10 protein-coding genes are annotated in these 12,224 nt (G+C 61.9%); all 10 read left to right on the top strand.

What is annotated here, in order from left to right; translation table 11 throughout:
* The first annotated feature begins 38 nt into the window (after window positions 1–38).
* Complete coding sequence (gene hisC, locus PKB_RS19260; protein ID WP_043253582.1) at window positions 39–1,151, top strand: histidinol-phosphate transaminase; 1,113 nt, start codon at window positions 39–41, stop codon at window positions 1,149–1,151.
* Window positions 1,144–3,384: a bifunctional prephenate dehydrogenase/3-phosphoshikimate 1-carboxyvinyltransferase gene (locus PKB_RS19255; RefSeq protein WP_043253581.1), complete on the top strand. Its 2,241-nt coding sequence runs from the start codon at window positions 1,144–1,146 to the stop codon at window positions 3,382–3,384. The genes hisC and PKB_RS19255 overlap by 8 nt, the downstream gene beginning before the upstream one ends.
* On the top strand, window positions 3,384–4,088 hold the full coding sequence (gene cmk, locus PKB_RS19250; RefSeq protein ID WP_043253580.1) for a (d)CMP kinase: 705 nt from the start codon (window positions 3,384–3,386) through the stop codon (window positions 4,086–4,088). The genes PKB_RS19255 and cmk overlap by 1 nt, the downstream gene beginning before the upstream one ends.
* A 248-nt stretch (window positions 4,089–4,336) precedes the next feature.
* Window positions 4,337–6,019 carry a 30S ribosomal protein S1 gene (rpsA, locus tag PKB_RS19245; protein WP_043253579.1) on the top strand — a complete coding sequence of 561 codons (1,683 nt, stop codon included), beginning with the start codon at window positions 4,337–4,339 and terminating at the stop codon, window positions 6,017–6,019.
* Window positions 6,020–6,154: 135 nt separating this feature from the next.
* Window positions 6,155–6,439 (top strand): integration host factor subunit beta, encoded by a 285-nt coding sequence (ihfB, locus tag PKB_RS19240; protein WP_003091441.1) that lies wholly within the window; start codon window positions 6,155–6,157, stop codon window positions 6,437–6,439.
* Between the two features lie 32 nt (window positions 6,440–6,471).
* Window positions 6,472–6,774, top strand: a complete 303-nt coding sequence (locus PKB_RS19235) for a LapA family protein (RefSeq protein WP_043253578.1) — start codon at window positions 6,472–6,474, stop codon at window positions 6,772–6,774.
* A gap of 6 nt (window positions 6,775–6,780) precedes the next feature.
* Window positions 6,781–7,938 carry a tetratricopeptide repeat protein gene (locus PKB_RS19230; RefSeq protein ID WP_043253577.1) on the top strand — a complete coding sequence of 386 codons (1,158 nt, stop codon included), beginning with the start codon at window positions 6,781–6,783 and terminating at the stop codon, window positions 7,936–7,938.
* Between the two features lie 85 nt (window positions 7,939–8,023).
* Window positions 8,024–8,986 (top strand): NAD-dependent epimerase/dehydratase family protein, encoded by a 963-nt coding sequence (locus tag PKB_RS19225; RefSeq protein ID WP_043253576.1) that lies wholly within the window; start codon window positions 8,024–8,026, stop codon window positions 8,984–8,986.
* Window positions 8,973–10,025, top strand: coding sequence for an MraY family glycosyltransferase (locus tag PKB_RS19220; RefSeq protein WP_052355329.1), 1,053 nt, complete (start codon window positions 8,973–8,975; stop codon window positions 10,023–10,025). The genes PKB_RS19225 and PKB_RS19220 overlap by 14 nt, the downstream gene beginning before the upstream one ends.
* A 68-nt stretch (window positions 10,026–10,093) precedes the next feature.
* Window positions 10,094–12,085, top strand: coding sequence for a polysaccharide biosynthesis protein (locus PKB_RS19215; protein ID WP_043253575.1), 1,992 nt, complete (start codon window positions 10,094–10,096; stop codon window positions 12,083–12,085).
* Window positions 12,086–12,224 lie beyond the last annotated feature (139 nt).

Here is a 12,224-nt window from a genome sequence, read left to right as displayed (position 1 = left end):
GCGCCCGGCTTGCGGCATACAGCTTGAGGCTTGTAGCTATGTCGTGTGACTTCCTCGCCCTGGCCCAGCCGGGCGTACAGAAACTTTCGCCCTACGTTCCGGGCAAACCGGTGGACGAACTGGCCCGCGAGCTGAACCTGGACCCGGCGAAGATCGTCAAGCTGGCCAGCAATGAGAACCCGTTGGGCCCCAGCGCCAAGGTGATCGAAGCGATCCGCGGCGAACTGGTGGAAATGACCCGCTATCCCGACGGCAACGGCTTCGAGCTGAAGAGCAAGCTGGCCGAGCGCTGCGGTGTCACCACTGCTCAAGTGACCCTGGGCAATGGCTCCAACGACATCCTCGACCTGGTTGCCCGCGCCTACCTGGCACCGGGCCTGAACGCCGTGTTCAGCCAGTACGCCTTCGCCGTCTACCCGATCTCCACCCAGGCCGTCGGCGCCGAGGGCAGGGCGGTACCGGCCAAGGACTGGGGGCATGACCTGGAAGCCATGCTGGCGGCAATCGACGCCAATACCCGCGTGGTCTTCGTCGCCAACCCGAACAACCCGACCGGCACCTGGTTCGGTCCGGACGCCCTGGAGCGCTTCCTGTCTCGCGTTCCGGAAAACGTCCTGGTCGTCCTGGACGAGGCCTACATCGAATACGCCGAGGGTGACGAACTGCCCGACGGCCTGAAATACCTGGCCCGCTACCCGAACCTGCTGGTTTCGCGCACCTTCTCCAAGGCCTATGGCCTGGCGTCGCTGCGCGTCGGCTATGCGATCTCCTCGGCGCAGGTCGCCGAGGTGCTGAACCGCGTGCGCCAGCCATTCAACGTCAACAGCCTGGCCCTGGCTGCCGCCTGCGCCGCGCTGGACGACGCCGAGTACCTGGCCGAAGGCAAGCGCGTCAACGACGCCGGCATGCAGCAGCTGCAGGACGGCCTGCGTGCGCTGGACTTGAACTGGATCCCGTCGAAAGGCAACTTCCTCGCCGTCGACATGCAGCGTGAAGCCGCCCCGATCTACCAGGCCCTGCTCGCCGAAGGCGTGATCGTTCGCCCGGTAGGCGGCTACGGCATGCCTCAGCACCTGCGCATCTCCATCGGCCTGCCGCAGGAGAACGCCCGCTTCCTCGAGGCGCTGGCCAAGGTGCTCGCCCGTGGTTGATGTCACTTCCCTGCAACAGCCTTCGGCCAAGCTTCGTCGCCTGGTGGTGGTGGGGCTCGGCCTGATCGGCGGGTCCTTTGCCAAGGGCCTGCGCGAGAAGGCGCTGTTCGAGGAAGTGGTCGGCGTGGACCGTGATCCGCAATCCCGTCGCCTGGCCGTGGAGCTGGGCGTGGTCGACCGTTGCGAGGAGTCCCTCGAGGTCGCCTGCCGCGACGCCGACGTCATCCAGCTGGCGGTGCCGATCCTGGCTATGGAAAAGGTGCTTGCCGAGCTGGCGGGCTACGACCTGGGCAATGCAGTGCTGACCGACGTCGGCAGCGCCAAAGGCAACGTGGTACGCGCGGCAAAGGCCGTTTTCGGAGGCATGCCGGCGCGCTTCGTGCCGGGCCATCCGATCGCCGGTTCCGAGCAGAGCGGAGTGGAGGCGGCCAATCCGACGCTGTTCCGCCGTCACAAGGTGATCCTCACGCCGGTCGACAGCACCGACGACGAGGCCCTGATGCTGGTCGACCGCCTCTGGCGCGAGCTGGGCGCGGACGTCGAGCACATGGAAGTCGAGCACCACGATGAAGTGCTCGCCGCCACCAGCCATCTGCCGCACCTGCTGGCTTTCACGCTGGTCGACTCGCTGGCCAAGCGCAGCGAAAATCTGGAAATCTTCCGTTATGCCGCCGGCGGCTTCCGCGATTTCACGCGGATCGCCGGCAGCGATCCGGTGATGTGGCATGACATCTTCCTCGCCAACCGCGAGGCGGTGCTGCGCATCCTCGACGTCTTCCGCGACGACCTCGACGCCCTGCGCGACGCCGTCGACTCCAGGGACGGGCACCAGCTGCTGGGCGTGTTTACCCGCGCCCGCGTTGCCCGTGAACATTTCAGCAAAATCCTGGCCCGTCGGGCCTATGTGGACGCCATGCACAACAACGACCTGATTTACCTGGCCCAGCCGGGTGGCCGCCTGTCCGGGCGCGTACGCGTACCGGGCGACAAGTCCATCTCCCACCGCTCGATCATGCTCGGCTCGCTGGCCGAAGGCACCACCGAGGTGGAAGGCTTCCTCGAGGGCGAAGATGCCCTGGCCACCATTCAGGCATTCCGCGACATGGGTGTGGTCATCGAAGGCCCGCACCACGGCCGCGTGACCGTCCATGGTGTCGGCCTGCACGGCCTGAAGCCGGCTCCGGGCCCCATCTACCTGGGTAACTCCGGCACCTCCATGCGCCTGCTCAGCGGCCTGCTGGCGGCGCAACCGTTCGACAGCGTGCTGACGGGCGACGCCTCGCTCTCCAAGCGCCCGATGAATCGCGTGGCCAAGCCGCTTCGCGAGATGGGCGCAGTGATCGAGACCGGTCCGGAAGGCCGTCCGCCGCTGACCATCAAGGGTGGCCAGAAGCTGACCGGCATGCACTACGACATGCCGATGGCCAGCGCCCAGGTGAAATCCTGCCTGTTGCTCGCCGGCCTCTATGCCGCCGGCGAAACCTCGACCACCGAGCCGGCACCGACCCGCGACCACACCGAGCGCATGCTGCGCGGCTTCGGCTATCCGGTAGAGGTGCAGGGCGCCACTGCCAAGGTCGAGTCTGGCCACAAGCTGACTGCCACCCACATCGAAGTGCCGGCAGACATCTCGTCCGCCGCCTTCTTCCTGGTTGCAGCGAGCATCGCCGAAGGTTCGGACATCGTCCTCGAACACGTCGGTATCAACCCGACCCGTACCGGCGTGATCGACATCCTCAAACTGATGGGCGCCGACATCACCCTGGAAAACCAGCGTGAAGTGGGCGGCGAGCCGGTGGCCGACCTGCGCGTGCGTTCGGCCAAGCTGAAGGGCATCGACATCCCCGAAGACCTGGTGCCACTGGCCATCGACGAGTTCCCGGTGCTGTTCGTCGCCGCTGCCAACGCCGAAGGTCGTACCGTCCTGCGTGGCGCGGAAGAGCTGCGCGTGAAGGAATCCGACCGCATCCAGGTGATGGCCGACGGCCTGCTGACCCTGGGCGTGAAGTGCGAACCGACCCCGGACGGCATCATCATCGACGGCGGCGCCTACGGCGGCGGCGAAGTCTGGAGCCATGGCGACCACCGTATCGCCATGTCCTTCAGCGTGGCTTCGCTGCGCGCTTCGGGCTCGATCCGCATCCATGACTGCGCCAACGTCGCCACTTCCTTCCCGGACTTCCTCGGCCTGGCCGCAGGCGCCGGCATTCGCGTGGCTGCGGAGGGTAACTGATGTCCGCCTCGAACCTCACTGCCTGGCCGGTGCTTGCCATCGATGGGCCTAGCGGCTCGGGCAAGGGTACCGTGGCCGGCATCCTGGCCAAGCGCCTGGGCTGGAACCTGCTGGACTCGGGGGCGCTCTATCGCCTGCTGGCATTTGCTGCTGGCAACCACGGCATCGACCTGACCAACGAGGAAGCCCTCAAGGTCCTGGCCGCGCATCTCGACGTGCAGTTCACCCACGCCAAGGGTGGTGAAGGCCAGCACATCATCCTCGAAGGCGAAGACGTTACCGATACCATCCGTACCGAACAGGTCGGCGCCGGGGCCTCCCAGGTCGCCGCTCTGCCGGCGGTGCGCGATGCGCTGCTGCAGCGCCAGCGTGCCTTCCTCGAGGCGCCGGGCCTGGTGGCCGATGGTCGGGACATGGGCACTGTCGTGTTCCCCGATGCGCCGCTGAAGGTGTTTCTCACCGCATCCGCCGAGGAGCGCGCTCGTCGTCGTTACCTGCAGCTCAAGGCGAAGGGCATGGACTGCGACATGGTGGCGCTGACCGAGGAAATCAGGGCTCGCGACGAGCGGGACAGCCAGCGCAGCGTCGCTCCGCTCAAGCCGGCGGAGGGCGCGATAGTGCTCGACTCAACGCACATGAGCATCGAAGCAGTGGTCGACAGCATTCTCTCCGAGGCTGCCCGCCGAGATCTGACAGGGGAGTGAGTGCGTGCTGCCGTTTGACGCATGCGGCGGCGGTTGCTAACATTCCAGACCTTGTATTGGAAGGACTTTGCCCAAATCTGGCGAGTCATTCCGTAAAAACCGAAATGTGGAGCGTCCGTTTTCGAACGGGCGCGGCCGGGGGCCGGCAGGATACCAGTCTCGATCCTGCTGGCTTCTTTTTCATGACTTGACCGTGTCTGCTGGTGGCGCGGAACCGGGCCTACAGGCCTTTGACTACAGGTATAAACATGAGCGAAAGCTTCGCAGAACTCTTTGAAGAAAGTCTGAAATCCCTCGACATGCAGCCCGGTGCGATCATCACCGGCCTGGTGGTCGACATCGACGGTGACTGGGTTACCGTTCATGCCGGCCTGAAATCCGAGGGCGTCATCCCGGTCGAGCAGTTCTACAACGAACAAGGCGAACTGACCATCAAGGTGGGTGACGAAGTCCACGTTGCGCTGGACGCGGTTGAAGATGGCTTCGGTGAAACCAAGCTGTCCCGCGAGAAAGCCAAGCGTGCAGAATCCTGGCTGGTTCTGGAAGCTGCCTTCAACGCTGATGAAGTGGTCAAGGGCGTTATCAACGGCAAGGTCAAAGGCGGCTTCACCGTCGACGTCAGCGGCATCCGCGCGTTCCTGCCGGGCTCCCTGGTCGATGTACGTCCGGTGCGTGATACCACTCACCTGGAAGGCAAAGAGCTCGAGTTCAAGGTCATCAAGCTGGACCAGAAGCGCAACAACGTTGTCGTTTCCCGTCGTAGCGTCCTGGAAGCCGAGAACAGCGCCGAGCGCGAAGCCCTGCTGGAATCCCTGCAGGAAGGCCAGCAAGTCAAAGGTATCGTCAAGAACCTCACCGACTACGGCGCATTCGTGGACCTGGGCGGCGTAGACGGCCTGCTGCACATCACCGACATGGCTTGGAAGCGCATCAAGCACCCGTCGGAGATCGTCAACGTTGGCGACGAGATCGACGTCAAGGTTCTGAAGTTCGACCGCGAGCGCAACCGCGTATCCCTGGGCCTGAAGCAACTGGGCGAAGACCCATGGGTTGCCATCAAGGCTCGTTACCCGGAAGGCACCCGCGTCATGGCCCGCGTCACCAACCTCACCGACTACGGCTGCTTCGCCGAGCTGGAAGAGGGCGTGGAAGGCCTGGTACACGTCTCCGAAATGGACTGGACCAACAAGAACATCCACCCGTCGAAAGTCGTTCAGGTTGGCGACGAAGTGGAAGTTCAGGTTCTGGACATCGACGAAGAGCGTCGTCGTATCTCCCTGGGCATCAAGCAGTGCAAGTCCAACCCGTGGGAAGATTTCTCCAGCCGCTTCAACAAGGGCGACAAGATATCCGGCACCATCAAGTCGATCACCGATTTCGGTATCTTCATCGGCCTGGAAGGTGGCATCGACGGTCTGGTTCACCTGTCCGACATCTCCTGGAACGAAGTCGGCGAAGAAGCCGTGCGTCGCTTCAAGAAGGGCGACGAGCTGGAAACCGTCATCCTCTCCGTTGATCCGGAGCGTGAGCGCATTTCCCTGGGCATCAAGCAGCTGGAAGACGATCCGTTCTCCAACTACGCCTCGATGCACGAGAAAGGCAGCATCGTTCGTGGCACCGTGAAAGAAGTCGACGCCAAAGGCGCCGTCATCAGCCTCGGTGGCGAGATCGAAGGCATCCTGAAAGCGTCCGAAATCAGCCGCGACCGCGTCGAAGACGCCCGCAACGTGCTGAAAGAAGGCGAAGAAGTCGAAGCCAAGATCATCAGCATCGACCGTAAGAGCCGCGTCATCAGCCTCTCCGTCAAGTCCAAGGACGTCGACGAAGAGAAAGATGCGATGAAAGAACTGCGTAACAAGCAAGACGTAGAAAGCACCGGTCCGACCACCATTGGTGATCTGATCCGCGCGCAAATGGAGAACCAGGGCTAAGTCCTGATTCCTCCAAGAAAAAGGGCGACTTCGGTCGCCCTTTTTTGTTTTCCCTTGCTCAGGCTGTTCAAAGCATGATCAGCATGCTAAAAGAACCTAGAGCTGATCTAGCCGCTTGAAAAAGAAGGGAAAACCATGACCAAGTCGGAGTTGATCGAGAGAATCGTCACCCATCAGGGGCAGCTTTCCGCAAAGGATGTGGAACTGGCGATCAAGACCATGCTCGAGCAGATGTCCCAGGCTTTGGCGACAGGGGATCGCATCGAGATTCGTGGGTTTGGCAGCTTCTCTCTTCATTACCGCGCCCCGCGCGTTGGCCGTAACCCCAAGACAGGCGAATCCGTACGCCTGGATGGCAAGTTCGTGCCGCATTTCAAGCCCGGCAAGGAGCTGCGTGATCGGGTCAACGAGCCCGAGTAACGGGCGCTGGATGAAGGTGTCGAGGAGATTTCATGCTTCGGGTTAAGCGCTTCATGGTTTTCCTGGCAGCCATTCTGCTGTTCGCCATCGTCATCGTGTTCGCCCTGGAGAACCTGCAGCCCATCCGCCTCACTTTCCTCGGTTGGCAAACCCCTGAGTGGCCGCTGGTGTTGGTCGTCAGCTTGGCGTTTGTCATCGGTGGTGCCATCGGCCTGTTGTTGAGCATTCCCTTCCGTGCGCGCACGCGCATGCACCTTTCCGGCCTGCGCTCCGAAGTGACCCGCTTCCGCAAGGAAAATGAAGCGCTTCGCGAGCAGTCGCCGAAGACACCGTGATCTTGGATGTCCAGCGTTGTCGCGGTTCTGCTGTTTGTACTGGCCATAGCGATCGGCTGGGTGCTGGGCCGTAGATCCTTGCGTTCAGGCGCGCCTGGTGCCCCTGCCGAGCAATCACTGCAAGAGCGGGTGCGCTCGATCCATAGTCTCCTGGACCGACACTCCGACGATGCTCTGGAGCATCTCTCCCAGGGTTTGGCATTGAATGTCGATACGCTGGAGAGCCACGTCCACGTCGGCAATCTGTTCCGTCGCCGTGGCGATATCGAGAAGGCTATCCAGATTCACCAAGAGCTGCTGTCCCGTGTTCCTGAAGGTGATGGCCTGGCGGCGCGGATCAGTCTGGAGCTGGCTCGCGACTTCATTGCCGGCGGCCTGCTGGGGCATGCAGAGCAATTGCTGGATGAATTGCTGCAGCGCGATGAGCCTGCCGCTTCTGTCGAGGCCTTGGATGAGCTGCGGCGTATCGCCGAGCGCGAAAAGAACTGGTCTCGAGCGATTGAGCTTGCTTCTCGGCTGCTACCGCAGCGTCCGCAGCTGAAGACTGGCCTTGCGAACTACTTCTGTGAGCTTGCGCAGGAAAAGACGCGCCTCGGTGAACAGTCCGCGACGCACGAGTTGCTTCGCGAGGCGCTGAGAATTGACAGGAATTGCGTCCGCGCGCTGTTGATGCGGCTGGACTGCGAGCTCTGGCGGGGTGATCTTGCCGCTGCAATTTCGTCCATGCGGGAGCTGCTAGTGGCGCATCAGGGCTTCGCCGGTGAGTTGCTACCGATTCTGCGCCGCCACAACAGCTTCGCTACGCCTGAGGTTTTGGCGGGCTTGCGAGCGCTGGCAGACGAGCAGGAAGTCCCATCTTCCGTGTTGGCGATGCTCGCGGAAAACGATGCCGATTCCATGCGCTGGCGAGAGCGAATGCAGGCTCGCTTGCAGCAGCAGCCCTCGTGGCAAGGGCTCATGGATTTCGTTGCGGCGCTTGGGGCGGACAAGGACGATGTCGAGTCGTTCTCGCGGACGCGGCCACTTCTGTTGGGGCTATATGGCGCGATGCCGCACTATCGCTGCGGCAATTGCGGTTTCGCTGGCCGGGAAATGCATTGGCAATGCCCTGGATGCCATGCCTGGAACAGCATAATGCCAATCCAGGCGCCGCTGCTTAGCTGATATCATCGCTGGTTTACGTTGATTGTTTATAACGATCTGAAATGGATGCCATCGCGTTGATCGCTGGTTGTATGGAGAGTGCTTGGTGAATGTCCTGGTAACGGGCGCCAGCGGATTTGTCGGTGGATATCTGGCGCCAGCGCTGGCCCTTCGCGGCCATGTCGCCACAGGCATTGCCAGGATGCCGCGCGCGCTGCCCGGATATGTCGAGGTGCTGCCTGGCGAGCTCGAACGATTGGATCAGTGGGCTGCTGCGCTGAACGACAAGCAGGTTGTGGTGCACATGGCGGCCCGCGCCCATGTACTTTCCGAATCGGAAAGCCCCGAACAGGTCCTGGAAACCTTCCGCCGCGTCAATCGAGACGCGACGCTCGCCCTTGCCGCCGAGTCGGCTCGACGGGGCGTAAAGCGCTTCGTTTTCATCAGCTCCATTGGTGTCTGCGGCAACCTTTCTGGTGCTCGTGCATTCGATGAGCAGAGGGCAGTCGAGCCGGTCACGCCTTATGCGATCTCCAAGTTCGAGGCTGAAGAGGGCTTGCGCGAGTTGGCCGCTCGTACCGGGATGGAGCTAGTGATCATTCGCCCATCGCTGGTGTACGCAGCGGATGCGCCGGGTAATTTCGCCCTGCTGCTGCGCCTGGTCAGGAGTCGCGTGCCGTTGCCTTTCGGTCGCGTCGACAACAAGCGCAGTCTGATCGCTGTCGAGAGCCTGGCCGAGTTCATTGCTGCTTGCGTTGAGCATCCCGCTGCGGCGGGCGAGTCTTTCGTCATTGCGGACGAAGAGTCCATTTCAACCCGCGACATGGTGAGGGAGCTGGCTCGGGGAATGGGCTTCAAGGCTCGTCTATTGCCAGTGCCTGTAGCGCTGTTGAGGCTCGCAGCGAGCCTGCTTGGACGTCGCAAGATGTATGAGCAGCTTTGCGAAGATCTTTGGATAGACACGCGCAAGGCTGCGCAAATGCTGGGTTGGCACCCTTCGCTGGGTATTCACGAGGGGCTGCGTCGAGCAGGCGCCTCATACGCGAAAATGGAAAATGCAAGATATTAGTATTCTGTTGCGGCCCTCGTCGCTTCTGCTGTTGTTGGCGGTGTTCTGCCTGTCTTACGTGTTGACCCGCATGGTTCGCGGCTATGCGCTGGCCGGAAATCTGATGGATGTGCCGAACGAGCGCAGCTCGCACACAGCGCCTACTCCGCGGGGTGGCGGTGTGGCCATTGTGCTGAGCTTCCTGCTCGGACTGCTTCTTTCATGGTGCCTCGGATTGCTTGGGGGCTGGCAGACGCTAGGGTTCCTGGTGGCTGGAGGATTGGTCGCCGTCGTCGGTTTCGTTGATGACCATCGGCATATTCCGGCGCGTTGGCGCTTGCTGGGGCATTTCGCCGCTGCTGCTGCGCTTCTCTGGGCCTTCAATGGCCTGCCTCCGCTGCCCTTTGCCGGCACTAGCTGGAATCTCGGTCTGCTGGGGCACCTGTTGGCGCTGTTCTATCTGGTCTGGCTGCTCAATCTGTACAACTTCATGGATGGCATCGATGGGATCGCCAGCCTGGAGGCGATTACTGTCTGTTTCGGCGCGGCGCTCTGCAGCTGGCTGGCGGGGCAGGTGGCGGCGAGTTGGCTGCCGGTGCTGCTGAGCATGGCGACTCTGGGTTTCCTACTTTGGAACTACCCGCCGGCGAAAATATTCATGGGCGATGCTGGTAGCGGCTTCCTAGGCCTGGTGCTGGGCGGTCTGTCACTGCAGGCGGCGTGGGCGATGCCGCAGCTGTTCTGGTGCTGGCTGATCCTGCTGGGAGTCTTCGTGGTCGATGCCACCTGGACGCTTTTCCAGCGCCTGCTGCGTGGCGAGCGCCTCTACGAGGCCCATCGAAGCCACGGTTATCAGCGGGCAGCCAGGCTGATTGGGGCGCATCGTGGTGTCAGTCTTTCGGTGGCCGCGATCAATCTCTTCTGGCTTCTGCCGATTGCAATTCTGGTCAGTCTTGAGCGAGTAGACGGGGTGATTGGACTGATTGTTGCCTATGCTCCACTGGTGCTGCTCGCTGTCTATCTGGGTGCCGGTCGGCCGGAAAACAGCACTGCGCGCTGAACTCCATTGGAAATGGTGGTCAATTGATGCGGAAACCTATTCCGCAGTTGGGTAAGGACGAAAGGACTATGTTGCGAGAGCGCCTGCTCAGGTTGCCGCGTCGTCAGAAGCGGATATTGCAAGTCATCACCGATGTCTTCCTGGTGTGGGCTGCCCTGTGGCTCGCCTTCGTGGTGCGTCTGGGCACCGATGACCTGACCTACGCCTTCAGGGAGCACAGCTGGCTTTTCTTCGCGGCGCCCCTCATTGCCATTCCGCTATTCATCCGCTTCGGCATGTATCGGGCGGTCATGCGTTATCTGGGGAATGATGCCCTCATCGCCATCGGAAAGGCGGTAACCATCGCGGCTCTGGTGCTTTCGCTGGTCGTTTACTGGAATCGTGCGGTGACCGTCATGGTGCCGCGCTCGCTGGTGTTCAACTACTGGTGGTTGAGCCTGCTGATGGTCGGCGGTCTTCGCCTGGCCATGCGTCAGTACTTCATGGGGGACTGGTACAGCGCCGTGCAGGCGGTGCCTTTCTTCAGCAAGCAAGATGATGGTCTGACCAAGGTTGCGATCTATGGTGCCGGCTCGGCTGGCAACCAGCTGGTGGCAGCGCTGCGGCTGGGGCGGGCCATGCGCCCTGTTGCCTTCATCGATGACGACGACGAAATCATCAATCGAGTAATCGCCGGCTTGCGCGTCTACAAGCCCAAGCACATCCAGCAACTGATCGAAGAAACCGGTGCGCAGGAGATTCTCCTCGCCATTCCCTCCGCCTCCCGTGCGCGGCGGCGGGAGATTCTCGGTCTGCTCGAGCCGTATCCATTGCATGTGCGTAGCGTTCCGGGGTTCATCGATCTCGCCAACGGACGTGTGAAGGTCGACGACATCCAGGAGGTGGACATTGCCGACTTGCTGGGCCGCGACCCGGTCGCGCCGCGCAAGGAGCTGCTGGAGCACTGCATTCGCGGTCAAGCGGTGATGGTGACCGGTGCGGGGGGCTCGATCGGTTCGGAGCTTTGCCGGCAGATCCTGTCCTGCAGCCCGACTGCATTGGTCCTCTTCGAGCACAGCGAATTCAACCTCTACGCCATTCACCAGGAGCTCGAGCTGCGCATCAAGCGCGAGTCACTGGCGACTCAACTAGTCCCAATCCTCGGCTCCGTGCGTAACTCGGATCGCCTGCTCGACGTCATGCGCAGTTGGAAGGTCAACACCGTCTATCACGCGGCGGCCTACAAGCATGTGCCTATCGTCGAGCACAACATCTCCGAAGGTGTGCTGAATAATGTCTTCGGTACCCTGCATGCTGCCCAGGCGTCGATTCAGGCTGGAGTGCAGAACTTCGTACTGATCTCTACGGACAAGGCGGTGCGTCCGACGAACGTCATGGGCGGCACTAAGCGCCTGGCGGAAATGATCCTGCAGGCCCTGAGTCAGGAGTCCGCTCCCGTGCTCTTTGGTGATCGAAGCGCCGTGCACCAGGTCAACAAGACTCGATTCACCATGGTGCGTTTCGGCAATGTCCTGGGCTCGTCGGGCTCTGTCATTCCGTTGTTCCGCGAGCAGATCCGTCGCGGCGGGCCGGTGACCGTCACGCATCCGTCGATTACCCGTTACTTCATGACCATCCCCGAGGCGGCGCAACTGGTGATTCAGGCCGGTTCCATGGGGCGCGGCGGAGATGTCTTCGTGCTCGACATGGGGCAGCCAGTGAAAATTCTCGAGCTGGCGCAGCGAATGATCCACCTGTCAGGGCTGAGCGTTCGCTCCGAGACGACCCCGCATGGCGACATCGCCATCGAGTTCAGCGGCTTGCGCCCTGGTGAGAAGCTCTATGAAGAGCTGCTGATCGGTGATGAGGTCAGTGCGACCGATCATCCGATGATCATGAAAGCCAACGAAGAGCTGCTGACCTGGGATAGCTTCAGGATTGTTCTGGAAACTCTGCAAGGCGCGGTTGATCGTGGCGATTATCCGCAGGTACGCATGCTATTGCGCGAAACCGTTAACGGTTACAGCCCGGATGGCGAGATCGTCGACCTGCTGCATCAGCAGCGGCGGATGGAGCCGTAAGCCCATTGCAGGAACGCTCGCCGATTTGTAGGCGCATTTCCGATCCGGCTACCGGAAACGGCTAAATACCTTCCAGGACCGCCTCGCACTCTTTTCCTGTGCACTCCCGGCGTCGAAGGTGCTGGGGCGAGCCCGATCA

Origin of the sequence: Pseudomonas knackmussii B13 (assembly GCF_000689415.1) — a bacterium.
Classification (GTDB): Bacteria; Pseudomonadota; Gammaproteobacteria; order Pseudomonadales; family Pseudomonadaceae; genus Pseudomonas; species Pseudomonas knackmussii.
The sequence above is the reverse complement of the archived record's forward strand: the minus strand, read 5'-3'. Positions and strand labels throughout refer to the sequence as shown.

What these genes read in the sequence shown, in the direction of transcription:
- PKB_RS19230 (WP_043253577.1), top strand. Translation starts at nt 6,781, where the DNA reads ATGTCCAGCGTTGTCGCGGTTCTGCTGTTTGTACTGGCCATAGCGATC.
- PKB_RS19215 (WP_043253575.1), top strand. Translation starts at nt 10,094, where the DNA reads ATGTTGCGAGAGCGCCTGCTCAGGTTGCCGCGTCGTCAGAAGCGGATA.
- rpsA (WP_043253579.1), top strand. Translation starts at nt 4,337, where the DNA reads ATGAGCGAAAGCTTCGCAGAACTCTTTGAAGAAAGTCTGAAATCCCTC.
- PKB_RS19220 (WP_052355329.1), top strand. Translation starts at nt 8,973, where the DNA reads ATGCAAGATATTAGTATTCTGTTGCGGCCCTCGTCGCTTCTGCTGTTG.
- ihfB (WP_003091441.1), top strand. Translation starts at nt 6,155, where the DNA reads ATGACCAAGTCGGAGTTGATCGAGAGAATCGTCACCCATCAGGGGCAG.
- hisC (WP_043253582.1), top strand. Translation starts at nt 39, where the DNA reads ATGTCGTGTGACTTCCTCGCCCTGGCCCAGCCGGGCGTACAGAAACTT.
- PKB_RS19235 (WP_043253578.1), top strand. Translation starts at nt 6,472, where the DNA reads ATGCTTCGGGTTAAGCGCTTCATGGTTTTCCTGGCAGCCATTCTGCTG.
- cmk (WP_043253580.1), top strand. Translation starts at nt 3,384, where the DNA reads ATGTCCGCCTCGAACCTCACTGCCTGGCCGGTGCTTGCCATCGATGGG.